The organism is Streptomyces pratensis (genome assembly GCF_037137275.1).
Classification (GTDB): Bacteria; Actinomycetota; Actinomycetes; order Streptomycetales; family Streptomycetaceae; genus Streptomyces; species Streptomyces pratensis_B.
On record NZ_JBBBEN010000059.1, the window covers coordinates 83,091 to 108,745 of the forward strand.

The following is a 25,655-nucleotide window of genomic DNA, read 5'->3' on the forward strand; positions in this document are numbered from 1 at the left end:
CACGGGAGAGGAAGCGGTCAGCCGACCGGTCCGACCTCCACGGCCGCCAGGTTCTTCTTGCCCCGGCGCAGCACAAGCCAGCGCCCGTGCAGCAGCTCACCGGCGGCCGGGGCGCTCTCGCCGTCGACGACCTTGACGTTGTTCACGTAGGCGCCGCCCTCCTTGACCGTGCGGCGCGCCCCCGACTTGCTCGGCGCCAGCCCGACCTCCACCAGGAGGTCCACCAGCGGGCCCAGCTCGGCGACCCGGGCGTGCGGCACCTCGGACAGGGCCGCGCCCAGCGTCGCCTCGTCCAGCTCGGCCAGGTCGCCCTGCCCGAACAGCGCCTTGGACGCCGCGATGACGGCGGCGCACTGGGCGCCGCCGTGCACCAACGTGGTCAGCTCCTCGGCCAGCGCGCGCTGCGCCGAGCGGGCCTGCGGCCGCTCCTCGGTCAGCTTCTCCAGCTCTTCGAGCTCCTCACGGCTCTTGAAGCTGAGGATGCGCAGATACCGGGAGACGTCCCGGTCGTCCACGTTCAGCCAGAACTGGTAGAACGCGTAGGGCGTGGTCATCTCCGGGTCGAGCCAGACGGCGCCGCTCTCCGACTTGCCGAACTTCGTCCCGTCCGCCTTCGTCATCAGCGGCGTCGCCAGCGCGTGCACGGCGGCGCCCGGCTCCAGCCGGTGGATCAGGTCGATGCCCGCGGTGAGGTTGCCCCACTGGTCGCTGCCGCCCTGCTGGAGGGTGCAGCCGTACCGGCGGTACAGCTCGAGGAAGTCCATCCCCTGGAGCAGCTGGTAGCTGAACTCCGTGTAGCTGATGCCTTCCTGCGACTCCAGCCGACGGGCGACCGAGTCCTTGGTGAGCATCTTGTTGACCCGGAAGTGCTTCCCGATGTCCCGCAGGAACTCGATCGCGGACAGACCCGCGGTCCAGTCCAGGTTGTTGACCATCGTGGCCGCGTTGTCGCCCTCGAAGGACAGGAACGGCTCGATCTGCGACCGCAGCCCCGCCACCCAGGCCGCGATGGTCTCCGGGTCGTTCAGGGTGCGCTCCGCGGTGGGCCGGGGGTCGCCGATCTGGCCCGTCGCGCCCCCCACCAGAGCGAGGGGCCGCAGCCCCGCCTGCTGGAGCCGCCGCATGGTGAGCACCTGGACCAGGTGCCCCACGTGGAGGCTCGCCGCGGTCGGGTCGAAGCCGCAATAGAAGGTGACAGGACCGTCCGCGAGAGCCTTGCGCAATGCGTCCTCGTCAGTGGACTGGGCGAACAGCCCGCGCCACTTCAGCTCGTCGACGATGTCCGTCACGGTTCCGGTGCTCCTTATGCCTGGTCCTGGTAGAGATCTAGGTGTCAGTCTAGGCGTGTCACACCCCCTGGCTGACCGAGCTCATATGGAAGTCCGGGATGCGCAGCGCGGGCATGGCGGCCCGCGTGAACCAGTCGCCCCACTCGCGCGGCAGCGTCTTCTCCGTACGCCCCGCCTCCGTCGCCCGGGACAGCAGGCCCACCGGCGACTCGTTGAACCGGAAGTTGTTCACCTCGCCGACCACCTCGCCGTCCTCGACCAGATAGACGCCGTCCCGGGTCAGCCCGGTCAGCAGCAGCGTCGCCGGGTCGACCTCCCGGATGTACCAGAGGCAGGTCAGCAGCAGCGCCCGCCCCCTGGTCGCGGCTGCCATCTCCTCCAGCGACCGTTCGCCGCCGCCCTCCAGCACCAGGTTGTCGATGGCCGGGGCGACCGGCAGGCCCGTCAGGCCCGCCGAGTGCCGGGTCGTCGTCAGCCGCTCCAGCGTTCCCTCCCGCACCCACTCCGTCGGGGCGAGCGGCAGCCCGTTGTCGAAGACGGAGCCGCTGTCGCCGGAGGAGTGGGCGATCACGAAGGGCGCCGACTCCAGCCCCGGGGCGTGCGGGTCGCTGCGCAACGTCAGCGGAAGCGGGGACAGCCTCTCGCCCAGCCGCGTGCCGCCGCCCGGCGTCGAGAACACCGTCCGGCCCTCGACGGCGTCCCGTGCGGTGGAGGACCAGAGCTGGTAGATCAACAGGTCAGCGACCGCCGTCGGCGGCAGCAGCGTCTCGTACCGGCCGGCCGGGAGCTCGATCCGCCGCTCCGCCCAGCGCAGCCGCCGCGCGAGCTCCGCGTCCATCGCCGCCGGGTCCACGTCACAGAAGTCCCGGGTCGCCCGGCCCGCCCACGCGGAGCGGGACCGGTCCGGGGACTTCGCGTTCAGCTCCAGCGTCCCGTTCGGCTGGTCGTGGCGCAGCCGCAGCCCCGTGGACGTACCGAGGTACGTGGAGGTCAGCTCGTGGTGGGCGAACCCGTACAGCTCGCGGTCCTCCGAGCGGGCGCGGGCGAAGGCGTCGCCGAGGGCCGGGGCGAAGTCGGCGAAGACCTCGGGACCGGTCTCCGCGGGCGCGTCGGCGAAGTCGGGGGAGGGGGCCGCCCCGCTCACCAGCGGCTGTGCGTCCTCGGCGGGCCCGGCGCCGCGCGCGGCGGCCTCTGCGGCCCGTACCAGCGGCTCCAGGTCCTCCGCGGTGACGGCCGATCTGGAGACGACGCCGGTGGCCGTCCCCTTCGCCCCGTCCGCCGTCGCGACGACGGTCAGGGTCCGTCCCCGGGTGACCCCGTTCGTGGTGAGCGCGTTGCCCGCCCAGCGCAGATTGGCGGAGGAGTGCTCGTCGGCGATGACCACCAGACCGTCCGTGGTGGACAGCTCCAGGGCCCGCTCGACGATCTCGTGCGGCTTGCTGACGCGGCTCATCGTCCGGCCTCCTGCGTCGTGTTGAGGATGTTCACGCCTCGGAAGAGGGCGGAGGGGCAGCCGTGCGAGACGGCGGCGACCTGCCCCGGCTGGGCCTTGCCGCAGTTGAACGCGCCGCCCAGTACGTATGTCTGCGGGCCGCCGACCTTCTCCATCGAGCCCCAGAAGTCCGTGGTCGTCGCCTGGTACGCCACATCGCGCACCTGCCCGGCGAGCCTGCCGTTCTCGATGCGGAAGAAGCGCTGCCCGGTGAACTGGAAGTTGTAGCGCTGCATGTCGATCGACCACGACCGGTCTCCGACCACGTAGATTCCCCGCTCCACCCCGCCGATCAGGTCGTCGGTGGACAGCCCGCCCGGGTCCGGCCGGAGCGAGACGTTCGCCATGCGCTGGACGGGTACGTGGCCCGGCGAGTCCGCGTAGGCGCAGCCGTTGGAGCGGCCGAGCCCCGTCAGCCTCGCGATCCGGCGGTCCAGCTGGTAGCCCACCAGAGTGCCGTTTCTCACCAGGTCCCAGGACTGGGCCTCGACGCCCTCGTCGTCGTACCCGATGGTCGCGAGCCCGTGCTCGGCGGTGCGGTCGCCCGTCACGTTCATGACGGAGGAGCCGTACGCCAGCTTCCCCAACTGGTCGAAGGTGGCGAACGAGGTCCCGGCGTACGCCGCCTCGTACCCCAGGGCCCGGTCCAGCTCGGTGGCGTGGCCGATCGACTCGTGGATGGTCAGCCACAGGTTCGACGGGTCGACGACCAGGTCGTACGCCCCCGCCTCGACGCTCGGCGCGCGCATCTTCTCCGCGAGGAGCGAGGGGATCTCGGCCAGTTCGGCGTCCCAGTCCCAGCCGGTCCCGGTCAGATACTCCCAGCCGCGTCCGACCGGTGGCGCGATGGTCCGCATCGAGTCGAACTCACCACTCGCGCCGTCCACCGCGACGGCGGTGAACTGCGGATGAATCCGCACCCGTTGCTGGGTGGTGACGGTCCCCGCCGTGTCCGCGTAGAACTTGTTCTCGTGCACGGCCATCAGGGACGCGTCCACATGCGCGACCCCTTCGGCGCCCAGCAGCCGCCCGCTCCACTCGGCCAGCAGCGCCGCCTTCTCCTCGTCCGGTACGGAGAAGGGGTCGACGTCGTACGCGGAGACCCAGGTCCGCTCGCCGTGCACCGGCTCGTCCGCCAGCTCGACCCTGCCCTCGGTACCGGCCCCGGAGGCCGCGATCACCTTCGCCGACAGCTTGGCCATCGCGACGGCCTGCGAGGCCACCTTCGCGGCCGCGTCCATCGTCAGGTCGACCCCGGACGCGAACCCCCAGGCGCCTCCGTGCACCACCCGCACCGCGTACCCGAGGTCCGTGCTGTCCGACGCGCCGGCGGGGCGTGCGTCCCGCAGCCGCCAGGACGCGCTGCGCACCCGCTCCAGCCGGAAGTCGGCGTGCGTCGCGCCGAGCGCCCGCGCCCGGGCGAGCGCCGCGTCGGCCAGCGCGCGCGAGGGCAGGGCAAGGAAGGACTGATCTACCTCGTGGGGCACAGGGAATTCCCTTCTCGATACACCACGGCAGTGAACCATGCCGGACGGTGACCGCACCGGTGGACCGGCGTGACTGCCGGGGCGGACATCCGCCGTGCGGACTGTAGGAACCCCACAGCACCCCGGACAAGCCACTGTCAGGGCTCGATTCCCCGATCGGCGCACGGTACCGATAGGTTTTCGAGGTAGCCAGACCGTCAGGGAAGACCTGCCGTCCGCCAAGGAAAGGGTGATCCGTTGAGCCGCTCGGTTCTCGTCACCGGAGGAAACCGGGGCATCGGCCTCGCCATCGCCCGCGCCTTCGCCGACAACGGCGACCAGGTCGCGATCACCTACCGCTCCGGAGAGCCTCCGCGGGCCCTCACCGACGCCGGTGTCCTCGCGGTCCGCTGCGACATCACCGACGCCGAGCAGGTGGAGCAGGCCTACAAGGAGATCGAGGACAAGCACGGCCCCGTGGAGGTGCTGGTCGCCAACGCCGGTATCACCAAGGACCAGTTGCTGATGCGGATGTCGGAGGAGGAGTTCACCTCCGTCGTCGACACCAACCTCACGGGGACCTTCCGCGTCGTCAAGCGGGCCAACCGCGCGATGCTGCGCGCCAAGAAGGGCCGCGTCGTCCTCATCTCCTCCGTCGTCGGCCTCCTCGGCTCGGCCGGCCAGGCCAACTACGCCGCCTCCAAGGCCGGGCTGGTCGGCTTCGCCCGGTCGCTGGCCCGTGAGCTCGGTTCGCGCAACATCACCTTCAACGTCGTCGCCCCCGGTTTCGTCGACACCGACATGACCCAGGCGCTCAGCGAGGAGCAGCGCAAGGGCATCGTGTCCCAGGTGCCGCTCGGCCGCTACGCGCGGCCCGAGGAGATCGCCGCCGCGGTGCGCTTCCTCGCCTCCGACGACGCGTCGTACATCACTGGAGCCGTCATCCCCGTTGACGGCGGATTGGGCATGGGTCACTGATCACCATGAGCGGAATTCTCGACGGCAAGCGCGTCCTCATCAGCGGGGTGCTGATGGAGTCGTCCATCGCGTTCCACACCGCGAAGGTGGCCCAGGAGCAGGGGGCCGAGGTCATCCTGACGGCCTTCCCCCGGCCCACCCTGACCGAGCGCATCGCCAAGAAGCTGCCGAAGCCTGCCAAGGTCATCGAGCTGGACGTCACCGACGGCGAGCACCTGGACCGGCTGGCCGGCCTGGTCCGCGAGGAGCTCGGCTCGCTCGACGGCGTCGTCCACTCCATCGGCTTCGCGCCTCAGGACGCGCTCGGCGGCAACTTCCTCAACACCCCGTTCGAGTCCGTCGCCACCGCGATGCACGTCTCGGCGTTCTCCCTGAAGTCGCTGGCCATGGCGTGCAGGCCGCTGATGAGCGACGGCGGCTCGATCGTCGGCCTCACCTTCGACGCCCAGTACGCCTGGCCGCAGTACGACTGGATGGGCCCCGCCAAGGCCGCGCTGGAGGCCACCTCCCGCTACCTCGCCCGGGACCTCGGCAAGGACGGCCTGCGCTGCAACCTGGTCTCCGCCGGACCGCTCGGCTCCATGGCCGCCAAGTCCATTCCGGGCTTCTCCGAGCTGGCCGACGTCTGGAACCACCGCTCCCCGCTCGCCTGGGACATGTCGGACCCGGAGCCGGCCGGCCGCGGCGTCGTGGCCCTGCTCTCCGACTTCTTCCCGAAGACGACGGGCGAGATCATCCACGTCGACGGCGGCGTGCACATGATGGGCGCCTGACCGCTCCCTCTCCTGGTCAACGGCCTCCGGCCGCGCGCCGCACCCCGGTTCTCCCGGGGGCGGTCCGCGGCCGGAGGCCGTCATGGCACGCGGCTCCGCCGTCGCTCCGGTCGAGAAACCAGCCGATCCACCGCAGAATGTGGAGGAACCGGACTTCTGGTCAGGCTGCGGGAGGGAGATCGCCGTGCGCCCCACGCATCGCCCGTACCGCCCACGGGTCCTGCGCGCCCTCGGCGCCCGGCGCCGGCGCTCCGCCCGGCCCCGTCCGCTCCGCGCTCCCCGCAGGGCCCGTCTCCCGGTGGTCGCCGCGCTCGCCGTCGCGGGGCTCGGCGTCCCGCTGGGAGTCCACGCCGCCGGCGGGGCCGACTCCGCCTCGGGGGCCCCTCTGGGCGCGCCCGCGGAACCCCGCGGGAGCGGCCCGGCCGGCTCGGAGTGCCGTACGTCCGTGGAGGGCTCCCGGGTCGTCGCGTACTGCCACAATCCCTACCCCTCCACCGACCTGGTCCGGCTGCACACCGAATGCGAACGGTGGTGGGACGTGGACGCGGACGGCGCGGCGGTCGCGGTGGAGCCCGGCCGGACCGTACGGCTGGAGGACCGATGCTGGAAAGAGGTCGCCACGGCCTGGGTCAGCCACCGTCCCGCCCCGCTCTGAGCCTGGCTCACCCCGCCCCGCCGCGCACCGCCGGGCCCGCACCGCTGCGAGTCGCCGGTTGTGGCTCTGGGCCGCCCGACCGCGCTGCCGGACCCGGCCCGGGCTGGTGGGCCGGCCCCGCCTGCACGCGGTCCGCCGGGCAGTTCAGCGCGTGGCTCGCCGCCTCCGCCGCGGCCGTCTCAGCGTCCCCGGCCCGGATCGCCTCGACCAGCCGGGCGTGGTCCATGTGGTTCTCCGGCCGCAGCTCGGGGCCCACGTCACCGCGCAGGTAGTCGCGCAACAGGTCCCCGAGGTCCGCGTAGAGCTCCGTCAGGACGTCGTTGTGCGAGGCGGCCACCACTGCCAGGTGCAAGGTCGCGTCCGCGGCCACGAAGGCCTCCGCGTCGCCCGCGGCCCAGGTCTCCTCCCGGCGTGCCATCAGGGTGTCCAGCTGCCGCAGGTCCCGCTCGGTGCGCCGGACGGCCGCCAACCGGGCCGCGGAGGACTCCAGCGTCGACCGCAGCTCCGCGATGTGACGGGGGTCGGCGGCCGCGAACCGCCGGTGCATCACCCCGGCCAGCTCGCTCGTGGCGATCACATAGGTGCCCGAGCCCTGCCGGATGTCGAGGAGCCCGTTGTGCGCCAGGGCGCGTACCGCCTCGCGGACGGTGTTGCGGGCCACCCCCAACTGCTCGACCAGCGCGGGCTCGGTCGGAATGCGCGAGCCGACCGGCCACTCGCCCGAGGTGATCTGGTTCCTCAACTGGGCGATCACCTGGTCGGCGAGTGCCGAACGCCGGGGAGACGTCAGCGCCATGATGCTCCTTGCTCGTGGGCGGGCCGGGCCGAACGGGGAAGTCCGGCCCGGATTCTCTCAGGGGCGGCGGGAGCGCGGGAGGCGCGGCCGGACGGCGGTGGCGGGAATTGGACAAGTAAACATCCCATGATTCTATGATGGCTCCATGCCGGACGACGACATCCAGACCCCGACCCTGAAGCGAGGCACCGCCACGCGCACGCCCCACGCCCCGGAACCTCAGCGGCTCCCTGGCGGGCGAGAGGCCCCCGCGCCCTGGCTGCTCCGCCTCATCGCCGTGGGGCTCGTCCTGGCCGCCCTGAACCTCCGCCCCGCCATCACCAGCCTCGGCAGCCTCCTCGAAGAGGTCCGCGAGGGGCTGCACATGAGCGGCAGCGTCGCCGGGCTCCTCACCTCCGTGCCGCCGCTCTGCTTCGCGGCCTTCGGAGTCATGGCGCCGCGCCTCGCCCGGCGCTTCGGCGCGGGCGCCGTCGTCTGCGCGGGCATGGCGGCCATCGCGGCCGGTCTGGTGATCCGCCCGTACATCGGCTCCACCGCGGGGTTCCTGCTCGCCAGCGCGCTGGCCCTGATGGGCATCGCCGTCAGCAACATCCTGATGCCGGTGATCGTCAAGCGCTGGTTCCCCGACCGCGTCGGCACCATGACCGGCCTCTACTCCATGGCCCTGGCGCTCGGCACCTCCCTCGCCGCCGCCGTCACCGTCCCGCTCACCGGGGCGCTGGGCGGCGACTGGCGGTCCGGACTGGCCGTCTGGGCCGGCCTGGCGGCCCTCGCGGTCCTGCCCTGGGTCGTTCTCGTACGGGACCGCACCCCCGCCCCCGAGCAGCCCGGCGCCCGCCCGACCGGAGCGCCGGCGCTCCGGATCGCCCACAGCCGGACCGCGTGGAGCCTGGCCTGCTTCTTCGGGCTCCAGGCCACCGCCGCGTACATCACCATGGGCTGGATGCCGCAGATCTACCGCGACGCCGGGGTCTCCGCCGGCCGGGCCGGCCTCCTTCTCGCGGTCACCATGGCGATGGGCGTCCCGCTCGCCTTCGTCATCCCCAAGGTCGCCTCGCGGCTCAGGCAGCAGGGCCCCATCGTCGTCGTCCTCGGCCTGTGCGGCCTGATCGGTTACGCGGGCCTCTACCTCGCCCCCGCCGCGGGGGCCTGGGCCTGGGCGCTGCTCCTCGGCGTGGCCAACTGCGCCTTCCCGCTCGCCCTGACCATGATCGGCATGCGGGCCCGTACCGGGGCCGGCGTGGTCCGGCTGTCCGCCTTCGCCCAGTCCACCGGATACCTGCTCTCGATTCCGGGCCCGCTCCTGATCGGCGTGCTCTACCAGCACAGTGGTGGCTGGGGCCTGCCGATCGCCCTGATGGCGGGCCTCATGATCCCCCAGATGGCGGCCGGGATGCTGGCCGGCCGGGACCGGGCGGTTGAGGACGAGTGCTGAGATGCGAGACTGGCCCCATGCCCGTGCTCGATCCTCATCCCCAGAACGGCAAGCAGAAGCTCCTCCTCGTGTTCGGGGCGATGCTTCTCGTGACCGTGATCATCGGTGTGATCGCTTCCATCGCCTCCCCTTGACGTTCCCCTCTTCTGTACGTCCCCTGCGCCCGCGCCCCCCTGGAAGCTGGGGCTGGCCCCCGGTCCCTTAGGGGGGCAGGCTCAGGGTGAAGTGGGTGGGCCACCGGATGGGGCCCACCCCGTCCGGTCCGTAGGTTCTTCGGTATCGACCCGATGAGCCACGGAGGCGTAGATGCCGGTCCCAGCGCACACCAGAACGTCCCGACCGTCGACGGGCGCCGTCGAGATCCGGCTGCCCTGGTGGGCCGTCGCGCTGCCCTCCGTCGCGTTCGCCGCGCTCCTCCTGCTGATCCTCAGCCCCGGACAGGCGCACGCCGCCACCGGAGCCTCCGCCCTCGGGCAGCTGGTCGAACACATATTCCCTCTGCTGACCCGCTGACGTCGGGACACCGCTGCTCCGCGGTGGCCTGCCGTCGCGGTGGGCCGGGCCCGGCGCCCCAGCTCCGGATTCCTTGGGCCGGCACGTCAACACCCTGCGCCGGAGGCCGCGTTTCATGCGAAGCTGAGGTGTATGAGCGTTGAGACACCTCGCAGGATCGTCCTTCTCCGGCATGCCAAGGCGGAATGGTCGCAGGCTTCCGATCATGAGCGTCCGTTGGCCGAGCGCGGCCGCAAGGACGCGCCTGTGGCCGGCCGCAAGCTCGCCGATTCCGGCATCGATGTCGACCTGGCCCTCTGCTCCAGCGCCGTCAGGACGCGGGAGACCTGGAAGCTGGCGGTCCACGAATTCGCCCAGCGCCCCCGGACCGTCTATGAGGACAGGCTCTACGACGCCTCCCTCGGCGATCTGATCGCCCTGTTCAACGAGACCCCGGACGAGGTCCGCACCCTGCTGGTCATCGGCCACAACCCCGGGATGCACGCCGCCGCCGACGCCCTCTCGGGATCGGCCGAGGGCGATGCGCTGGCCAGGATGACCCGGGACGGATTCCCGACGGCCGCTTACGCCGTCGTGGAGTTCCCCGGTTCCTGGAAGACCGTGGAACACGGGGCCGGCAGGCTCACGGAGTACTGGACGCCCAACGCCTGAGCGGCCGGGCTCCGCGAGCGCGCGGGCGGCCGCCCGCGCCGAGCGGCCCCGCCCCGGGCGGCAGCGGCTGATCCACGTCTGACCGAAGTACGCCCAGGGTCCCCGGCACCTCCTGCGCGCCGGGGACCCCCGTCCGTGGGCCCGTAGGCCGGTCTCGCGGGCCCGTCCGTGCGACGTCAGTCGATGAGGCCGTCCGCCGCCTCTACCTCTTCGCGGGTGATGCCGAGCAGATAGAGCACGGTGTCCAGGAACGGCACGTTCACCGCGGTGTGCGCCGCCTCGCGGACCACGGGCTTGGCGTTGAAGGCGACCCCGAGGCCCGCGGTGTTCAGCATGTCGAGGTCGTTCGCCCCGTCCCCGATGGCCACCGTCTGCGCCAGCGGAACCCCCGCCTGCTCGGCGAAGCTGCGCAGCAGCCGGGCCTTGCCCGCCCGGTCCACGACGTCGCCGACGACCCGGCCGGTGAGCTTGCCGTCCACCACCTCCAGGGTGTTGGCGGAGGCGAAGTCGAGGCCGAGACGTTCCTTCAGGTCGTCCGTGACCTGGGTGAAGCCACCGGAGACCACGCCCACTTGGTACCCGAGTCGCTTCAGCGTCCGGATGAGGGTCCGGGCGCCGGGGGTGAGCCGCACCTCGGCGCGCACCTTGTCCACCACCGAGACGTCCAGCCCCGCCAGCAGCGCGACCCGGGCGTGCAGCGACTGCTCGAAGTCCAGCTCGCCGCGCATCGCCTGCTCGGTCACCTCGGCGACCTTGTCCTCACAGCCCGCGTGCGCCGCGAAGAGCTCGATCACCTCGTCCTGGATCAGGGTGGAGTCGACGTCCATGACGACCAGGCGCTGGGCCCGGCGGCTCAGTCCGGCCGAGACCACCGCGACGTCCACGCCGATCTCCGCGGCCTCGGTCGCCAGCGCGGTCCGCAGCTGCCCGGTCCCGGTCCCCGAGACGGCGAACTCGACCGCGGTGACCGGGTACTTCGCCAGCCGGAAGACGCGGTCGATGTTCCCGCCGGTCGCGGTGATCGTGGCCGCTATGGCGGCGGTGGACTCCGCGGTGAGGGGGTGGCCCAGCACGGTCACATGGGAACGGCCGTCGCCGCGGGGCCGGTTGTCGCCGATTCCCGAGATGATCTCGGCCTGGAGCTTCAGGGAGTTGGCCCAGCTGTGCACGGTCGCCCGCAGGTCGCCCTCGGTCGTCCCGCCCGCGGTGGGCGTGGTGACCAGGGCGCACAGCACGATGCGTCCGCGGGTGACGACCTGCTCGATGTCCACGACGTCGACCGCGTAGGCGGCGAGGGTGTCGAAGAGCCCGGCGGTGATGCCGGGGCGGTCCTTGCCGAAGATCTTGACGAGGAGGGTGGGTGCGTCGCCGCCCGGGGGAGGCGCGTCACCGGCCCGGCGGTCCTGGCGGGGCTCGGGGAACGCGGGGGACTGAGGTGGCTGGGATGCGCTCATGGTGTTCCCACCGTATCGGTCCCGCCGCCCGCTCCGGCCTCCCGTCCCGAGGGACGGACGGAAAGCCGCGGCGCCCCGCGCCCGGCGTGCGCGGGTGGCGCGGCGGAGGGTCTTCGGAACGCCCTGCCGTCCGGACGGAACGAGGGCGTGCGCCCGGCGTACGAGCAGAAGCCGACGGTGGCCCGCAGGCCGGCGGGGAGGCGGTCCGGCGGCGGCTCGCGCCCCGGCGCGCGCGGGGCGGGTGACCAGCGGACGATCTGGCCGGTAGACCCCTTGCGCACCGCCGCGCCTGAGCACCCCGTATCCGCCGGTATGCAGACGCCTGGCCTTCTCCGGACGGTAACCGGATCTTCATCCCGACTTCTTCCGGTACCGGTCTGTTCTACCCGCGATAACACGACGGCGGCGCTGGTCCGCGCCGGGTCTTCAGCCGCCTGACTTTCGGATCGGGGACCGCTCCTGGGATAGTTCCCCACGATGTTCAGCATCCCTGGACTCCCTGCGACGGGGGTCACTCGGGGGACGACTAGGTGGGGCGCGGAGTGCCGGAACTCGTACTGGAATTGAATGGCAGCACCTGGACGCTCGATCCGTCCAGGCCGTACACCCTCGGGCGTGATCCGCAGGGGGATGTGACGATCGACGACGCCAGGGTGTCGTGGCGGCACGCCACGATCAGTTGGGGCGGCCACAGCTGGTTCATCGAGGACCATGGCAGCACCAACGGCACCTATGTGCACGGGCAGCGCATCCAACAGATGGAAATCGGTCCCGGCTCCGTGCTGAACCTGGGCAACGCCACCGACGGCCCGCGGGTGAGCCTCACCGCCGCCGGCGCTCACCACCCCGTGCAGCAGCCGCAGCCGCACCGGACGCCCCAGGACGGCGGCGCGGGCTGGGCGGGGCAGCAGCCCGCGCACCAGGCCCCTGTTCAGCAGGCGCCCGCTCAGCAGGCCCCCGTTCACCAGCAGGCGTGGCAACAGCCCCAGCAGCAGGTCCCGCACCAGCAGCAGGCCCCGAGTCACCAGCAGGTCCCGCACCAGCAGGGGCCAGCCCAGCAGAACCCGGCGTATCCGGCCGGACCGGGACAGGGCGGCGCAGCGGGGGCGCCGCCGGTCCACGGCGACCGCAGCCCCACCACGTTCCACCAGCTGGCCCTCGGCCGGGTCATGCGCATCGGTCGTGCGCTGGAGAACGAGCTGGTCGTCTCCGACCTCCAGGTCTCCCGCCACCACGCTGAGTTCCACGCGGCGCCCGACGGCCGCTTCGAGATCCGCGACCTCGGCTCGCACAACGGCACCTATGTCAACGGCCAGCCGCTGCAGAAGTCAGGCTCCGCGCTCATCGGCCCGAACGACATCGTCGGCGTCGGCCACTCGACGTTCCGGCTGGTCGGGGACCGGCTGGAAGAGTTCGTCGACACGGGCGAGGTCTCCTTCTCCGCCCGCCACCTCACGGTGACGGTCGACGGGGGGAAGCAGATCCTCAAGGACGTCTCCTTCGGCGTCCCGGAGAAGTCGCTGATCGCGGTCATCGGCCCGTCCGGCTCCGGAAAGTCCACCCTGCTCAAGGCGCTCACCGGCTACCGGCCCGCCAACCAGGGCGACGTCCTCTACGACAACCGCAACCTCTACAAGCAGTTCGCCGAGCTGCGCCAGCGCATCGGTCTGGTCCCGCAGGACGACATCCTGCACAAGGAACTCACGGTCACCAAGGCCCTCAAGTACGCGGCCAAGCTCCGCTTCCCCGCGGACACCACCGAGGCCGAGCGCCAGTCCCGGATCACCGAGGTCCTCGCCGAGCTCAAGCTCGACATCCACAAGGACAAGAAGATCACCTCGCTCTCCGGCGGTCAGCGCAAACGCGTCTCGGTCGCCCTGGAGCTGCTCACCAAGCCCTCGCTGATCTTCCTGGACGAGCCGACCTCCGGCCTCGACCCGGGCATGGACCGCGATGTCATGCAACTGCTGCGCGGCCTCGCCGACGACGGACGCACGGTGCTGGTGGTCACCCACTCGGTGGCCGAGCTGGCGATCTGCGACAAGCTCCTGGTGATGGCCCCGGGCGGCTCGGTCGCCTACTTCGGCCCCCCGGGGGAGGCGCTGAACTTCTTCGGCTACACCAGCTGGGCCGACGTCTTCTCCGCGTTCGAGAACTACCGTGACTACGACTGGGCGGGCCGCTGGCGCGGTTCTCAGCACTACCAGATGTACGCCGCCGACATCGACGCGGTGGCCGCCCAGCCCGTCAGCATGCCGTCCCCGCAGCAGATGCGTCCGCCGAAGCCGCAGGGGTGGACGGCGCAGCTGTGGACGTTGATCCGCCGGTACGTCTCGGTCATCGCGTCCGACAAGGGCTTCATGGGCCTGATGGTGATCCTGCCGGCCGTGCTCGGCGTGGTCAGCGTGGTGATACCGGCCGACTTCGGGCTGGCCGAACCCACCCCGCCGTCCCGGTTCAACAGCAAGGCCGGAACGATCATGCTGATCCTCGCGGTCGGCATGTGCTTCTCGGGCGCCGCCAACTCCGTACGAGAACTGATCAAGGAACGGGTCATCTACGAGCGGGAACGGGCCACCGGCCTGTCCCGGTCCGCCTACCTGATGTCCAAGGTGATCGTCCTCGGCGTGATCACCGCCTTCCAGGGCGTCATCATCTGCGGCATCGGCTTCGCCACCCGTGAGCTGCCGGACGAGGGCCTGATCATGCCCCCGGCCGTCGAGATATGCCTGTCGATCATCGCCCTGGGCTTCACGTCGATGATGTTCGGCCTGGTCATCTCCTCGCTGGTGAAGACCTCCGAGAAGACCATGCCGCTGCTGGTCATGTTCGCGATCATCCAGGTCGTCTTCACCGGCGTGCTCTTCCAGGTGTACGGATCGCCCGGCCTGGAGCAGTTCGCCTGGCTGATGCCGTCCCGCTGGGCGATGGCCGCGGCCGGCACCACACTGGATCTGGCCCATCTCATGCCGCCGTGGGACCCGGAGAACCCCACGGACCTCGACCCGCTGTGGGAGCACACCGCGAGCCAGTGGGGGATCAACATCACCGTGCTGCTCGCGCTCGGTGTCATCTGCGGCGTCGCGGTCGCGCGGCTGCTGCGCCGCCACGAGCCCGAGGTCATGCGCAAGTGACGTGAGCGGCCGGGTCCGCGGCAGGCGGGCCCGGCCNCGGGGCGCCGCCCTCCGGCGTCGTGGTGGGGCGCTGCGTGGGGCTCAGTACGCGCTGTTGACGTTGTCCATGGAGCCGTAGCGATCGGCCGCGTAGTTGCAGGCGGCGACGATGTTGGCGACCGGGTCGTACAGGTCCTTCTTGGTGCCCGCCACGTGGTAGCGGTCGAAGGTCGGCTGGATCACCTGGAGCAGGCCCTTGGAGGGCACGCCGTTGCGGGCGTTGATGTCCCAGTTGTTGATGGCCCACCGGTTGCCGCTGGACTCCCGCATGATGTTGCGGTGAATCCCGTTGTAGGAGCCCGGGATGCCTTCCTTCTTCATGATCGCCATGGCCTCGCGTATCCAGCCGTCCAGGTTGTCGGCGTAGACGGGCTTGCGCGCGGTGGAGCGGTTCGCGGCCTCTGCGCCCCGCTTCTTCGCGTCGGCGGCGGCCTTCGCCTTGGCGTCGGCGGCGGCCTTGGCCTTCGCCTCGGCAGCGGCCTTCGCCTTCGCGGCGGCGGCCTTCGTCTCGGCGGCGGCCTTGGCCTTGGCGGCGTCGGCCGCCTTCACCAGCTGTTCGGCGGTGGAGTGCTGCTCGATCATGCTGTTCTGCACGGTCTTGGCCTGCGCGGAGCCTGCGGCGGCGGTGAAGGCCACGGGCGCAGCGGCTGCCGCTGCCTGCGGGGCAATCTCGGCCTCGGCGTTCGACGGGACGAGCGAGAAGGTCAGGGCGGTGACGCCCAGGGCCGACACACCGGCCGCGGAGATCTTCTGGACCTTGTTCAGACGACGGAGACGGCTGGGAATGCGAGTCGCGGACATGCAGGGATACCTCTTCGAATCAGCAGGTGTCCTCACGGAGGACGAGACGGGAGCGACGGTTCGCATCTCCGTCGGGGACGCTTGCAATTCTTAGCGGCAGCAAAATCCCGTGGCAAAGGTGTGACGTACGAAGCTGCGTAGTGGGCACGGGTCCTGTTCGTCCGAAATACCCCGTACCGATCCCCGCTTAAATCGCCCTTATGCGCCCACTAGGCGCGTTCGTAAGTGACGTGGCTCCTATGTGCGGGCTCACATCGGGGACGCGTAGACATTACTGTTCGTTGCTGTGGCAATTCGGAAGGTGACGTTCCGTGCGGAGGGGTCGGTCGAGGGGGCGCGGTCCTCGGCGCACACCTCCTGTCATCTCGCGGCGCCGCCCGGCGACAGGGGGCGCGCCACCGCATGCCCCGGGGCGGAGGCGGTCCTACGACTTTCGATCCGGGCGTACGGCGCACCGGGCCTAGGTCTCCCGCCCCTCGCCACCGCCCCGGGGCCGATACGGCCGCCCGGGCCCCGCCGGTACGGTGATCCCATGAGTCATCGCCCGCCCTCGGGCCTCGCCGCGGTGAGTGCCGCACTGCTCGCCATGAACCGGCACCTCGAAGTGGGGGACGTCCTCAAGACGATCGTCGTCTCCGCCCGCGAACTGCTCGACGCCCAGTACGCGGCCCTCGGCGTCCCGGACGACCACGGCGGTTTCGCGCAGTTCGTCGTCGACGGACTCAGCGACGAGCAGTGGAAGGCCATCGGCCCCCTGCCCCGGCAGCACGGCATCCTCGCCGCGATGTTGCACCAGGCGAAGCCCGAGCGGCTCGCCGACGTCCGCAAGGACCCCCGCTTCGAGGGCTGGCCCGACGCGCATCCCGACATGTCCGACTTCCTCGGCCTGCCCATCACGGACGGCGACGAGATCATCGGCGCTTTGTTCCTCGCCAACAAGCAGTGCCCCAAGCCCGAGGGCGGCTACGGTTTCACCGCCGAGGACGAGGAACTCCTCTCGATCTTCGCCCAGCACGCGGCCATCGCCCTGACCAACGCCCGTCTCTACGAGCGCAGCCGCGAGCTGACCATCGCGGAGGAACGCTCCCGCCTCGCCCACGAACTGCACGACGCGGTCAGCCAGAAGCTGTTCTCCCTCCGCCTCACCGCCCAGGCGGCCGCCGCCCTCGTCGACCGCGACCCGGGGCGCGCCAAGGGCGAACTCCAGCAGGTCGCCGATCTCGCCGCCGAAGCGGTCGAGGAGCTGCGGGCCGCCGTCGTGGAGCTGCGCCCCGCGGCGCTCGACGAGGACGGTCTCATCGCCACCCTCCGCACCCAGGTCCAGGTCCTGGACCGGGCGCACACCGCGGAGGTCGCCTTCGAGAGCAGCGGCGTGCGCGCCCTGCCGGCCGCCCAGGAGGAGGCACTGCTCCGGGTCGCCCAGGAGGCACTGCACAACGCCCTGCGCCACTCCGGCGCCCAGCGGGTGGGCGTGACCCTGGCGCGGCGCGGCCGCTCGACCGTCCTGCGGGTCACGGACGACGGCCGGGGTTTCGAGCCCACCGCCGTCCGGCGGGCGGGCCGCCACCTCGGCCTGGTCTCCATGCGCCACCGGGCGAGCAGCGTCGGCGGCCGACTCACCGTTGCCTCGGAGCCCGGGAAGGGCGCCACGATCGAAATGGAGGTCCCGGGTGGCTGACAAGATCATCAGGGTGCTGCTGGTCGACGACCACCAGGTGGTCCGCCGCGGACTGCGCACCTTCCTGGAGATCCAGGAGGACATAGAGGTCGTCGGCGAGGCGTCCGACGGCGCGGAAGGCGTGGCCCGCACCGAGGAGCTGCGCCCCGACGTGGTCCTGATGGACATCAAGATGCCGGGCACCGACGGTATCGAGGCCCTGCGCCGGCTCCGCGAGCTCGACAACCCCGCCAAGGTCCTCATCGTCACCAGCTTCACCGAGCAGCGCACGGTGGTCCCCGCCCTGCGCGCCGGGGCCTCCGGTTACGTGTACAAGGACGTCGACCCGGACGCCCTGGCCGGGGCGATCCGCTCGGTGCACGCGGGCCACGTCCTGCTCCAGCCGGAGGTTGCCGGGGCCCTGCTCGCCCAGGACGACGCGGGGGGCGGAACGGGCCGGGGGAGCACCCTGACCGAGCGGGAGCGCGAAGTGCTCGGGCTCATCGCCGACGGACGCTCCAACCGCGAGATCGCCCGAGCGCTCGTCCTCTCCGAGAAGACGGTCAAGACCCACGTGTCGAACATCCTCATGAAGCTCGACCTGGCCGACCGCACCCAGGCCGCCCTGTGGGCGGTACGCAACGGGGCCGCCGGCTGACCACCCGATCCTCCGGGCGACGCCGACGCGGCCCCCGCCCCCGGCCCACAGCGGCTCCGCCGCCACGGCGCGCCCCCCGATCCCCCGGAGGCCGCCGACGCCGACCCGGTCCCGCTCGCAGCCCCGGCGCACGCGGTCGGCGGCAAGGCCGACGCGACCGCTTCCCCGCCCCAGGTCTTCGGCTGCCTCGCCCGAACCACTGACCGCGCACTTCCGCCGAAAGCCGGGCGCCCGCCCCCACGAAGGACGCCCGGCTTCCGCGCCCGCGCTCCCGCCCGCGCCCCGCCCTCCGCCGCCCCGGTCCGCGCACCCCGCGCCCCCTGCGGCCGCTCCCGCCCGGGGCTACCTCTGCCCAGCCCCGCCCTCCACGTACGCGTTGTACGCCGCCACCTGCGCCCGCCGCGCCACCCGCTCCACCGGCCGCAGCGCCTCCCCCCGCGCAGCGATCTCCGAGGCGCTCACCGCACCGCCGTGCCCGTTCTCGTACGCCACCGCGACCAGCAGCCCCACGCGCTGCGCCATCTCCAGCACCCGCGCCGCCCGCGGCGGATACCCGGGGGCCAGCACCTCCCGGCTCCGCTCCGCCCGCGCCCGGTACGCGTCCAGCGCCGCTTCCGCCACCGGACCCGAACCGGCCACGTCCAGCCGGGCCAGCGTCGCCGTCGCCTCCCGCAACGCCTCGGCCAGCTCCCGCTCCGCCTCGCCCAGCGACGGCACGTCCGCGGGCGGCGCCTCCCGTACCGGCAGCACCCGCCACACCACCTCGACGTGCACGTCCCCGGCCGGCCCCGCCTCGCTGACCTCCGGCACCAGCCCGTACGCCACCCCGCAGGCGATCACCGCCTCCTGGGCCTCCAGCGCCCGCGCGTTGAAATCGGGCGGTCCGCTCAGTCCCAGCGGATGCCCCGGCGCCGGCAACGCCACCCGGAGTCCGGTCGCCCCCAGCCCTCTGAGCCGGCCGAGGGCGAGCGTGAGCCCGACCGGCCCCGCCTCGCCCGGCAGCCCCTCGACGCGGTGCACCGCGTCCTGTCCGACAATCGCGAGGACGGCTTCGTCGGGCGAGACGAGCCCGCCCAGAAGCGCGTTTCCCCAGGCGGCCAACAACCCTGAACGTGGTTCGACAAGCATGCCGACAGCCTAGGCAACCGACCTCGCGCCGGAAGCACTCACGCGGTGGCGTAGGTTTTCCCTGGGAGCCGTGCCCACCGGCACGCGACGATCGACGAGACTGCATGGGGAGACGACGCGCTCATGAGCGATGTACTGGAGCTGGTGGACGTATCCGTGGTCCGCGACGGACGCGCTCTGGTGGACGACGTCTCCTGGTCGGTCAAGGAGGGGGAGCGCTGGGTCATCCTGGGCCCCAACGGCGCGGGCAAGACGACCCTCCTCAACCTCGCGTCCAGCTACCTCTTCCCGAGCAGCGGCACGGCCACGGTCCTCGGCGAGCGCCTCGGCGGCGTCGGCACCGACGTCTTCGAGCTGCGCCCCCGCATCGGCATGGCGGGCGTGGCGATGGCCGACAAACTGCCCAGGCGCCAGACCGTGCTCCAGACGGTGCTCACCGCCGCGTACGGCATGACCGCCACCTGGCACGAGAACTACGAAGCCGTCGACGAGGAGCGTGCCCGCGCCTTCCTCGACCGCCTCGGCATGACGGAGTACCTCGACCGCAGGTTCGGCACCCTCTCCGAGGGCGAGCGCAAGCGCACCCTGATCGCCCGCGCCATGATGACCGATCCCGAGCTGCTGCTCCTGGACGAGCCCGCCGCCGGACTCGACCTCGGCGGTCGCGAGGACCTCGTCCGCCGGCTCGGCCGCCTCGCCCGTGACCCGTACGCCCCCTCCATGATCATGGTCACCCACCACGTCGAGGAGATCGCGCCCGGGTTCACCCATGTCCTGATGATCCGCCAGGGCAAGATCCTCGCGGCCGGCCCGATGGAGACCGAGCTCAGCTCACGCAACCTCTCCCTCTGTTTCGGACTGCCGCTGATCGTCGAGCACACCGGCGACCGCTACACCGCACACGGCCTGCCCCTCTCCTGACCGGGCGGGAACCCCGCCCCGCCGGGCCCGCACCACGCCCCGACGGGGCGCTCCGCCGCGATCGGCGGGCCCCGCACCGCGGTTGAGCCCTCGTGCGCCCTGTCGGCGACGGACCGACAGACCTACGATGAGTGCGTGGACATCGACGCGTGGGTGTGGTGGCTGATCGGCGCGGTGGGACTGGGCATCCCCCTCGTCCTGACCGCGATGCCCGAATTCGGGATGTTCGCCGTCGGGGCGGTGGCCGCATCGGCCGTCGCCGCCCTCGGCGGCGGAATCGTCGCCCAAGTACTGGTCTTCGTCCTGGTCTCGGTCGGACTGGTCGCCGTGGTGCGCCCGATCGCCGCGAGACACCGGGCCGGGCAGACCGGGCACGCCAGCGGCATCGACGCCCTGAAGGGCCGTCAAGCCACCGTCCTGGAGCGGGTCGACGGCTCCGGAGGGCGCATCAAGCTCGCCGGCGAGGTCTGGTCGGCCCGCTCGCTCGACGAGAGCCAGGTCTACGAACCCGGCGCCCAGGTCGACGTCGTGGACATCGACGGAGCGACGGCCGTCATCATGTGACGGAACTGCCCACGCGGCGGACCGGGTTCTGACAGACTCGAAGTCGATCATCATGAGAACCCGGCCCGACCGCGCTCCACGCAAGCGGACCCTGACGACGACCCTCATGACGACCCGAATCCGCTCCCCGCGATCCGTCGGCAACCGAAGGACACGAGAGACACGATGCAACCGATCATCATCGTCCTGATCATTCTGGTGGTGCTCGTCTTCGTCGCCCTGATCAAGACGATCCAGGTCATCCCGCAGGCCAGCGCCGCCATCGTGGAGCGCTTCGGCCGCTACACCCGCACGCTGAACGCGGGCCTGAACATCGTCGTGCCGTTCATCGACTCGGTCCGCAACCGGATCGACCTCCGCGAACAGGTCGTGCCCTTCCCGCCGCAGCCGGTGATCACCCAGGACAACCTCGTCGTCAACATCGACACCGTCATCTACTACCAGGTGACCGACGCCCGGGCGGCGACCTACGAAGTCGCCAGCTACATCCAGGCGATCGAGCAGCTCACCGTCACCACCCTGCGCAACATCATCGGCGGTATGGACCTGGAGCGCACGCTCACCTCCCGCGAGGAGATCAACGCGGCCCTGCGCGGAGTCCTCGACGAGGCGACCGGCAAGTGGGGCATCCGCGTCAACCGCGTCGAGCTCAAGGCCATCGAGCCGCCCACCTCCATCCAGGACTCGATGGAGAAGCAGATGCGCGCCGACCGCGACAAGCGTGCCGCGATCCTGACCGCCGAGGGCATCCGGCAGTCCCAGATCCTGACCGCAGAGGGCGAGAAGCAGTCCGCGATCCTGCGCGCCGAGGGTGAGGCCAAGGCCGCCGCCCTGCGCGCCGAGGGCGAAGCCCAGGCCATCCGCACGGTGTTCGAGTCCATCCACGCCGGAGACCCGGACCAGAAGCTGCTGTCGTACCAGTACCTCCAGATGCTCCCGAAGATCGCCGAGGGAGACGCCAACAAGCTCTGGATCGTGCCCAGCGAGATCGGCGACGCCCTCAAGGGCCTCAGTGGCGCCTTCGGGAACTTCGGCGGCGGTGGCGGCATGCCCGGCTTCAACACCGGCGGCAACGGCAACGGCGGCAACTCCGGAGGCGGCGCGGTGGAACGGCGCGAGGAGCCCCCGGTCTCCTGACGCCGGAGACGCGTCATGCATGATCAGTGAGGCCCCTCGACCTTCATGGCGGGGAGGCGTCACTGACCATCGAAGGAGATGGCCTTGTCCCTCTGGGAAATACTCGCGGTCTTCGCAGCCGGAGTCGGAGCGGGCACGATCAACACGATCGTGGGCTCGGGCACCCTGATCACGTTCCCGGTCCTGCTCGCCACCGGCCTCCCCCCGGTCACCGCGACGGTGTCCAACGCCCTCGGCCTCATCCCCGGTTCCATCAGCGGCGCCATCGGCTACCGCAAGGAGCTGGCCGGGCAACGCCGACGCGTCCTCAGACTGGGCGCCGGAGCGGCAGTGGGCGGCCTCGCCGGGGCGATCGCGCTGCTGGCGCTGCCCTCCACGGCCTTCGAGACCATCGTCCCGGTCCTGGTCGCCCTCGCCCTGGTCCTGGTGATCCTGCAACCCCGCATCAGCAGAGCCGTCCAGCGCCGCCGCGAACACACCGGCGCTCCGGCCCGCCCCGACGGGGGTCCGCTCCTGTTCACCGGTCTGATGCTCGCCAGCGTCTACGGCGGCTACTTCACGGCCGCCCAGGGGATCATCTACCTCTCCCTGATGGGGATGCTGCTCGACGACACGATGCAGCGCCTCAACGCCGTCAAGAACGTCCTGGCCGCCGTGGTCAACAGCATCGCCGCGCTGTTCTTCCTCTTCGTCGCGCACTTCGACTGGACCGCCGTCGTCCTGATCGCGATCGGCTCGGCGATCGGCGGCCAGATAGGGGCCAAGGTCGGCCGTCGCCTCAGCCCCGGTGTCCTGCGCACCGTCATCGTCGCCGTCGGCACGGTGGCCATCGTCCAACTGCTGCTCCGCTGACATCCGTGCGGGCCCGCCCGGCCCCGCACAGGGGCCCCGGCCACACCCACACGACGCCGGACGCACGGCGGGGGAGCCGGCCGCGCCCCCGGACGCCGTACGACCGCGCTATGCCGCCGCCGTCGACCGGTGGTCCAGCCAGTCGGGCAGCGCCGACCGGTCACGTGACCCCATCGCCAGCAGCATCGCCTCTGCGGGGGAGGGGACGAACGGCTGCTTCAGCAGCGGCATCCCCGCCTGCTCCGGCGTCCGGGCCGCCTTGCGGTGGTTGTCGTCGGCGCAGGAGGCCACGGTGTTCAGCCAGGTGTCCTGCCCGCCCTGGGCACGCGGCACCACATGGTCGACGGTGGAGGCCCGACGCCCGCAGTACGCGCACCGGTACTGGTCCCGCACCAGCACACCCCTCCTGGACCACGGGGCCTGTCTTCGGAACGGCACCCGTACATACCGGCAGAGCCTGATCACCCGGGGCACCGGGATGTCCACGGCGGCGCCGCGCATACGGAGCTCGGGATGCGACTGCTCGACGACGGCCTTGTCCGTCAGGATCAGGACCACCGCGCGGTTGAGCGTCACCGTCGACAGCGGCTCGAAGCTCGCGTTGAGCACCAGCGTGTCCCGCATCCCGCCCACCTCCCGTGTGCCGCCCGCCCCCTGGCAGGCCCGGATCAACTCTGGCTGGGCAGGCCGCGATGGACAACGCAATAAAAAATGCCCTGCTCTGATCTCTCCAAGACCAGAGCAGGGCAAACAGCGAAAGAACTAATCGTCGGCGGGGGCCGCGTACTCGCCGATCAGCTGGGCGCGCCCGAGCGTGTGGAACCGAAGGTTGAACCCGACCACGGCGGGCGAGACGTCACTGTCGATCCCGAGCTTCTCGGTGTCCACCGCGTACACCGTGAACACGTATCGGTGGTTCTCCCCGGGCGGCGGCGCCGCACCGCCGAAGTCCCTCGACCCGTAGTCATTGCGGGCCTGCACAGCCCCGTCCGGCAGCCCGGCGAACGACCCGCTCCCCGCGCCGGCCGGCAGCTCCGTCACCGAGGCGGGGATGTCGAAGACCACCCAGTGCCAGAATCCGCTGCCCGTCGGGGCGTCCGGGTCGAAACACGTCACGGCGAAGCTCTTGGTCCCCGCGGGGAAGCCCTCCCACCGCAGATGCGGCGAGGTGTTCCCGGCCGCGAGCACCTGCGCGTCGCCCAGTACGGCCCCCGGTGCGAGGTCGTCGCTCACCACGGTGAACGACGCGACCTCCGGATGGAAGTCGTGCGGCAGTGGGGCCCTCTTCGACTCGGTCACGTCTCGTACCTCTCCTGATCGGCTCGACCGCTGCGAGCGGCTCCTGTGCGTCTCTGCAGCAGGTCCTCGGCAGGTTCTCCCCCCTGCCCGAGCCTAGTGGTGCGGCAGGGCGAAGGCCGCCGGGAGGGGCGCTAGAGCCAGTTGCGCTGTCCGCCGACCTGGGCGAGCCACTGGTTGAGGTAGGCCGCCCAGTCGGTCTGCTGGTAGTCGTGCAGCCCCACCTGGAACGCCCGGTAGGAGTCGCTGCCCTGGCTGAACAGTCCCGGCTTCTTGTCCATCTCCAGGATCACGTCCATTTCGCGGTCGTCGGTGACGAACGACAGCTCGACCTGGTTCAGCCCGCGGTACTGCGTCGGCGGGATGAACTCGATCTCCTGGTAGAACGGCAGCCGCTGCCGGGTGCCGCGGATGTGACCGCGCTCCATGTCCGCGCTGCGGAAGCCGAAGCCCAGCTGCCGGAAGGCGTCCAGAATGGCTTCCTGGGCGGGCAGCGGGTGCACGTTGATCGGGTCCAGGTCACCGGAGTCCAGCGCGCGGGCGATCTCCAACTCGGTGGTCACCCCGATGTCCATCCCGCGCAACCGCTGGCCGCCGAACATCGTGATCGGCGTCTCCCAAGGGATCTCCAGGCCGAACGGCACCACGTGCACCGCGCCGGCCTGCACCTCGAAGGCCCCGCCGAGCCGCAGCTTGGCGAACTCGATGTCCTGCTTGGTCTCCTGGTCGCCGCTCTCGACCTCGACCCGCGCCTGCAGGCCGACGGAGAGCCCCTCGATCTGCTGGGCCACCGATCCGCCCTGGATGCGCACCTCGCCCTGGACGACCCCGCCGGGGACGACGTTCACCTCGGTGAGCTCGGTCTCCACCGAGGCGCCACCGGCGCCCATGCTCGCGAGCAGCCGCTTGAAGCCCATAGTCACTCCTTCTTGGTCCTGACCCCTACATACGCGCCATGACGGTAGCCGGTTCCCGTTCGCGCGATCCCAGTACCCTCGGTCGCCATGACGAACAGCCCGGACCGCACCCCCCTGACACGCGACTTCTTCGACCGCCCCGTATTGGAGGTGGCCCCCGACCTCCTGGGCCGCACGCTCGTCCGCCGTCACACGGCCGGCACGATCGAGTTGCGCCTGACCGAAGTGGAGGCGTACGCCGGTGAGATCGACCCCGGCTCGCACGCCTTCCGCGGCCGCACCCCGCGCAACAGCGTGATGTTCGGTCCGCCCGGCCACACGTACGTCTACTTCACCTACGGGATGTGGCACTGCCTGAACCTGGTCTGCGGCCCGGAGGGCAGGGCGAGCGGTGTGCTGCTGCGGGCCGGTGAGATCAACGTGGGAGCGGGCCTCGCGCGTGAACGGCGCCTCTCGGCCCGCAACGACAAGGAACTGGCCAAGGGGCCGGCCCGACTCGCCACCGCTCTCGACGTCGACCGGGAGCTGAACGGCAGCGATCTCTTCGACGGCCCGACGCCGGCTCTGTCCGTGCTGCACGGCACCCCGCCGGCCCCCGCCCTCGTGCGCAGCGGCCCCCGGACCGGAGTGGGCGGCGACGGGGCACACCAGCCCTGGCGTTTCTGGATCGACGGAGACCCCACGGTGAGCCCTTACCGCGCGCATGCCCCCCGCCGCCGCCCGAGCCGCAAGGCAACTTGACGCTTCAGGGCCCACCGCCTAATGTGGACCAAGTCGCTTGACACGGGTACAGCTGTCGGCAAGGTCCATCGGACCGAGCTGATCCATCCGCAGCGACCACAACCCACTACCGATGACCCACCCTCTCGGGTGTTGGTTCGTCGTATCCGTTATTCCCTCGACAGACTCGATTATGAGCTGTCTGGAAAATCGGCTAACGTAGTGAACACGCCGAAAGGCAAGGCCATTCCACAGGCCACCAGCACTTCGAAAACGGACCGGAAACGGAACGAATGAGAGTCTGGTAAAGTTGGAGCCGCCGGAAAGGG

The 25,655-nt window shown here is 71.3% G+C and carries 25 protein-coding genes; 15 read left to right on the forward strand and 10 right to left on the reverse strand.

All coding sequences use genetic code 11. The features are described 5' to 3' along the window. Nucleotides 1–17: 17 nt before the first annotated feature. Genes tyrS through V9U70_RS04175 form a run of 3 tightly spaced genes read right to left on the reverse strand, consistent with a single transcriptional unit; the run spans nucleotide 18 to nucleotide 4,268 of the window. On the reverse strand, nucleotides 18–1,289 hold the full coding sequence (gene tyrS, locus V9U70_RS04165; protein WP_336673063.1) for a tyrosine--tRNA ligase: 1,272 nt from the start codon (nucleotides 1,287–1,289) through the stop codon (nucleotides 18–20). A gap of 58 nt (nucleotides 1,290–1,347) precedes the next feature. Then, nucleotides 1,348–2,742, reverse strand: a complete 1,395-nt coding sequence (locus V9U70_RS04170; protein WP_336673064.1) for a metallopeptidase TldD-related protein — start codon at nucleotides 2,740–2,742, stop codon at nucleotides 1,348–1,350. Next, nucleotides 2,739–4,268 (reverse strand): TldD/PmbA family protein, encoded by a 1,530-nt coding sequence (locus V9U70_RS04175; protein ID WP_336673065.1) that lies wholly within the window; start codon nucleotides 4,266–4,268, stop codon nucleotides 2,739–2,741. Before V9U70_RS04175 ends, V9U70_RS04170 begins: the two co-directional genes overlap by 4 nt. A 237-nt stretch (nucleotides 4,269–4,505) precedes the next feature. Between V9U70_RS04175 and fabG the strand changes: the two genes are divergently transcribed. The 3 genes from fabG (at nucleotide 4,506) to V9U70_RS04190 (ending at nucleotide 6,653) form a co-directional block, all read left to right on the forward strand. Further along, a complete protein-coding gene (gene fabG / locus V9U70_RS04180) occupies nucleotides 4,506–5,225 on the forward strand; it encodes a 3-oxoacyl-[acyl-carrier-protein] reductase (RefSeq protein ID WP_336673066.1) in 720 nt (239 codons plus the stop codon). A 5-nt stretch (nucleotides 5,226–5,230) separates the two neighbouring features. After that, nucleotides 5,231–5,998: an enoyl-ACP reductase FabI gene (gene fabI / locus V9U70_RS04185; RefSeq protein ID WP_336673067.1), complete on the forward strand. Its 768-nt coding sequence runs from the start codon at nucleotides 5,231–5,233 to the stop codon at nucleotides 5,996–5,998. Between the two features lie 220 nt (nucleotides 5,999–6,218). Beyond that, nucleotides 6,219–6,653 (forward strand): hypothetical protein, encoded by a 435-nt coding sequence (locus V9U70_RS04190; RefSeq protein WP_419723930.1) that lies wholly within the window; start codon nucleotides 6,219–6,221, stop codon nucleotides 6,651–6,653. Nucleotides 6,654–6,660: 7 nt separating this feature from the next. Here the strand turns inward: V9U70_RS04190 and V9U70_RS04195 are convergent, their stop codons facing one another. Further along, complete coding sequence (locus V9U70_RS04195) at nucleotides 6,661–7,449, reverse strand: FadR/GntR family transcriptional regulator (RefSeq protein WP_336673068.1); 789 nt, start codon at nucleotides 7,447–7,449, stop codon at nucleotides 6,661–6,663. A gap of 145 nt (nucleotides 7,450–7,594) precedes the next feature. Between V9U70_RS04195 and V9U70_RS04200 the strand changes: the two genes are divergently transcribed. The 4 genes from V9U70_RS04200 (at nucleotide 7,595) to V9U70_RS04215 (ending at nucleotide 10,048) form a co-directional block, all read left to right on the forward strand. Further along, complete coding sequence (locus tag V9U70_RS04200; protein ID WP_336673069.1) at nucleotides 7,595–8,884, forward strand: CynX/NimT family MFS transporter; 1,290 nt, start codon at nucleotides 7,595–7,597, stop codon at nucleotides 8,882–8,884. A 17-nt stretch (nucleotides 8,885–8,901) separates the two neighbouring features. Beyond that, nucleotides 8,902–9,018 (forward strand): SGM_5486 family transporter-associated protein, encoded by a 117-nt coding sequence (locus tag V9U70_RS04205; protein ID WP_336673070.1) that lies wholly within the window; start codon nucleotides 8,902–8,904, stop codon nucleotides 9,016–9,018. Nucleotides 9,019–9,190: 172 nt separating this feature from the next. Further along, entirely contained in the window at nucleotides 9,191–9,397 is a 207-nt protein-coding gene (locus V9U70_RS04210) for a hypothetical protein (protein ID WP_336673071.1), read from the forward strand. 132 nt (nucleotides 9,398–9,529) lie between these two features. Next, nucleotides 9,530–10,048 (forward strand): SixA phosphatase family protein, encoded by a 519-nt coding sequence (locus V9U70_RS04215; RefSeq protein ID WP_336673072.1) that lies wholly within the window; start codon nucleotides 9,530–9,532, stop codon nucleotides 10,046–10,048. A 176-nt stretch (nucleotides 10,049–10,224) separates the two neighbouring features. Here the strand turns inward: V9U70_RS04215 and serB are convergent, their stop codons facing one another. Then, nucleotides 10,225–11,502: a phosphoserine phosphatase SerB gene (serB, locus tag V9U70_RS04220; protein WP_336673073.1), complete on the reverse strand. Its 1,278-nt coding sequence runs from the start codon at nucleotides 11,500–11,502 to the stop codon at nucleotides 10,225–10,227. A 530-nt stretch (nucleotides 11,503–12,032) separates the two neighbouring features. Between serB and V9U70_RS04225 the strand changes: the two genes are divergently transcribed. Then, nucleotides 12,033–14,636, forward strand: a complete 2,604-nt coding sequence (locus V9U70_RS04225) for an ABC transporter ATP-binding protein/permease (protein WP_336673074.1) — start codon at nucleotides 12,033–12,035, stop codon at nucleotides 14,634–14,636. Nucleotides 14,637–14,717: 81 nt separating this feature from the next. On the opposite strand, the gene V9U70_RS04230 is transcribed toward V9U70_RS04225, so the two are convergent. Continuing rightward, nucleotides 14,718–15,476: a transglycosylase SLT domain-containing protein gene (locus tag V9U70_RS04230; RefSeq protein ID WP_336673075.1), complete on the reverse strand. Its 759-nt coding sequence runs from the start codon at nucleotides 15,474–15,476 to the stop codon at nucleotides 14,718–14,720. 532 nt (nucleotides 15,477–16,008) lie between these two features. Here V9U70_RS04230 and V9U70_RS04235 point away from each other — a divergent pair. Further along, nucleotides 16,009–17,154, forward strand: coding sequence for a GAF domain-containing sensor histidine kinase (locus tag V9U70_RS04235; protein ID WP_336673076.1), 1,146 nt, complete (start codon nucleotides 16,009–16,011; stop codon nucleotides 17,152–17,154). Beyond that, nucleotides 17,147–17,791 carry a response regulator transcription factor gene (locus V9U70_RS04240; RefSeq protein ID WP_336673077.1) on the forward strand — a complete coding sequence of 215 codons (645 nt, stop codon included), beginning with the start codon at nucleotides 17,147–17,149 and terminating at the stop codon, nucleotides 17,789–17,791. Before V9U70_RS04235 ends, V9U70_RS04240 begins: the two co-directional genes overlap by 8 nt. A gap of 342 nt (nucleotides 17,792–18,133) precedes the next feature. Here V9U70_RS04240 and V9U70_RS04245 read toward each other — a convergent pair whose 3' ends face one another. Then, nucleotides 18,134–18,919, reverse strand: coding sequence for a hypothetical protein (locus V9U70_RS04245; protein ID WP_336673078.1), 786 nt, complete (start codon nucleotides 18,917–18,919; stop codon nucleotides 18,134–18,136). Between the two features lie 123 nt (nucleotides 18,920–19,042). On the opposite strand from V9U70_RS04245, the gene V9U70_RS04250 reads away from it, so the two are divergent. The 4 genes from V9U70_RS04250 to V9U70_RS04265 all read left to right on the forward strand — a co-directional run bounded on the left by V9U70_RS04250 (nucleotide 19,043) and on the right by V9U70_RS04265 (nucleotide 22,393). Further along, on the forward strand, nucleotides 19,043–19,840 hold the full coding sequence (locus V9U70_RS04250; RefSeq protein WP_336673079.1) for an ABC transporter ATP-binding protein: 798 nt from the start codon (nucleotides 19,043–19,045) through the stop codon (nucleotides 19,838–19,840). A gap of 135 nt (nucleotides 19,841–19,975) precedes the next feature. Beyond that, nucleotides 19,976–20,404, forward strand: coding sequence for an NfeD family protein (locus V9U70_RS04255; RefSeq protein WP_336673080.1), 429 nt, complete (start codon nucleotides 19,976–19,978; stop codon nucleotides 20,402–20,404). A gap of 165 nt (nucleotides 20,405–20,569) precedes the next feature. Continuing rightward, nucleotides 20,570–21,541, forward strand: coding sequence for an SPFH domain-containing protein (locus tag V9U70_RS04260; protein ID WP_336673081.1), 972 nt, complete (start codon nucleotides 20,570–20,572; stop codon nucleotides 21,539–21,541). 84 nt (nucleotides 21,542–21,625) lie between these two features. Further along, the gene (locus V9U70_RS04265) at nucleotides 21,626–22,393 is read left to right on the forward strand and encodes a sulfite exporter TauE/SafE family protein (protein ID WP_336673082.1); all 768 of its coding nucleotides are present in this window, start codon (nucleotides 21,626–21,628) and stop codon (nucleotides 22,391–22,393) included. Nucleotides 22,394–22,501: 108 nt separating this feature from the next. Here the strand turns inward: V9U70_RS04265 and V9U70_RS04270 are convergent, their stop codons facing one another. From V9U70_RS04270 to V9U70_RS04280, 3 genes are all read right to left on the reverse strand, one after another. Further along, nucleotides 22,502–23,017, reverse strand: coding sequence for an HNH endonuclease (locus tag V9U70_RS04270; RefSeq protein ID WP_336673083.1), 516 nt, complete (start codon nucleotides 23,015–23,017; stop codon nucleotides 22,502–22,504). A 138-nt stretch (nucleotides 23,018–23,155) separates the two neighbouring features. Further along, complete coding sequence (locus V9U70_RS04275) at nucleotides 23,156–23,692, reverse strand: YbhB/YbcL family Raf kinase inhibitor-like protein (RefSeq protein WP_336673084.1); 537 nt, start codon at nucleotides 23,690–23,692, stop codon at nucleotides 23,156–23,158. A 131-nt stretch (nucleotides 23,693–23,823) separates the two neighbouring features. Continuing rightward, the gene (locus tag V9U70_RS04280) at nucleotides 23,824–24,606 is read right to left on the reverse strand and encodes a sporulation protein (protein WP_336673085.1); all 783 of its coding nucleotides are present in this window, start codon (nucleotides 24,604–24,606) and stop codon (nucleotides 23,824–23,826) included. A gap of 87 nt (nucleotides 24,607–24,693) precedes the next feature. Here V9U70_RS04280 and V9U70_RS04285 point away from each other — a divergent pair, with 87 nt between their 5' ends. Beyond that, nucleotides 24,694–25,347: a DNA-3-methyladenine glycosylase gene (locus V9U70_RS04285; protein WP_336673086.1), complete on the forward strand. Its 654-nt coding sequence runs from the start codon at nucleotides 24,694–24,696 to the stop codon at nucleotides 25,345–25,347. The last annotated feature ends 308 nt before the right edge of the window (nucleotides 25,348–25,655 follow it).

Coding starts and splice junctions, on each gene's coding strand:
- V9U70_RS04170 (WP_336673064.1), bottom strand. CDS start 2,742: ATGAGCCGCGTCAGCAAGCCGCACGAGATCGTCGAGCGGGCCCTGGAG.
- fabI (WP_336673067.1), top strand. CDS start 5,231: ATGAGCGGAATTCTCGACGGCAAGCGCGTCCTCATCAGCGGGGTGCTG.
- V9U70_RS04195 (WP_336673068.1), bottom strand. CDS start 7,449: ATGGCGCTGACGTCTCCCCGGCGTTCGGCACTCGCCGACCAGGTGATC.
- V9U70_RS04200 (WP_336673069.1), top strand. CDS start 7,595: ATGCCGGACGACGACATCCAGACCCCGACCCTGAAGCGAGGCACCGCC.
- V9U70_RS04205 (WP_336673070.1), top strand. CDS start 8,902: ATGCCCGTGCTCGATCCTCATCCCCAGAACGGCAAGCAGAAGCTCCTC.
- V9U70_RS04210 (WP_336673071.1), top strand. CDS start 9,191: ATGCCGGTCCCAGCGCACACCAGAACGTCCCGACCGTCGACGGGCGCC.
- V9U70_RS04215 (WP_336673072.1), top strand. CDS start 9,530: ATGAGCGTTGAGACACCTCGCAGGATCGTCCTTCTCCGGCATGCCAAG.
- serB (WP_336673073.1), bottom strand. CDS start 11,502: ATGAGCGCATCCCAGCCACCTCAGTCCCCCGCGTTCCCCGAGCCCCGC.
- V9U70_RS04230 (WP_336673075.1), bottom strand. CDS start 15,476: ATGTCCGCGACTCGCATTCCCAGCCGTCTCCGTCGTCTGAACAAGGTC.
- V9U70_RS04235 (WP_336673076.1), top strand. CDS start 16,009: ATGAGTCATCGCCCGCCCTCGGGCCTCGCCGCGGTGAGTGCCGCACTG.
- V9U70_RS04245 (WP_336673078.1), bottom strand. CDS start 18,919: ATGCTTGTCGAACCACGTTCAGGGTTGTTGGCCGCCTGGGGAAACGCG.
- V9U70_RS04250 (WP_336673079.1), top strand. CDS start 19,043: ATGAGCGATGTACTGGAGCTGGTGGACGTATCCGTGGTCCGCGACGGA.
- V9U70_RS04260 (WP_336673081.1), top strand. CDS start 20,570: ATGCAACCGATCATCATCGTCCTGATCATTCTGGTGGTGCTCGTCTTC.
- V9U70_RS04270 (WP_336673083.1), bottom strand. CDS start 23,017: ATGCGGGACACGCTGGTGCTCAACGCGAGCTTCGAGCCGCTGTCGACG.
- V9U70_RS04280 (WP_336673085.1), bottom strand. CDS start 24,606: ATGGGCTTCAAGCGGCTGCTCGCGAGCATGGGCGCCGGTGGCGCCTCG.
- V9U70_RS04285 (WP_336673086.1), top strand. CDS start 24,694: ATGACGAACAGCCCGGACCGCACCCCCCTGACACGCGACTTCTTCGAC.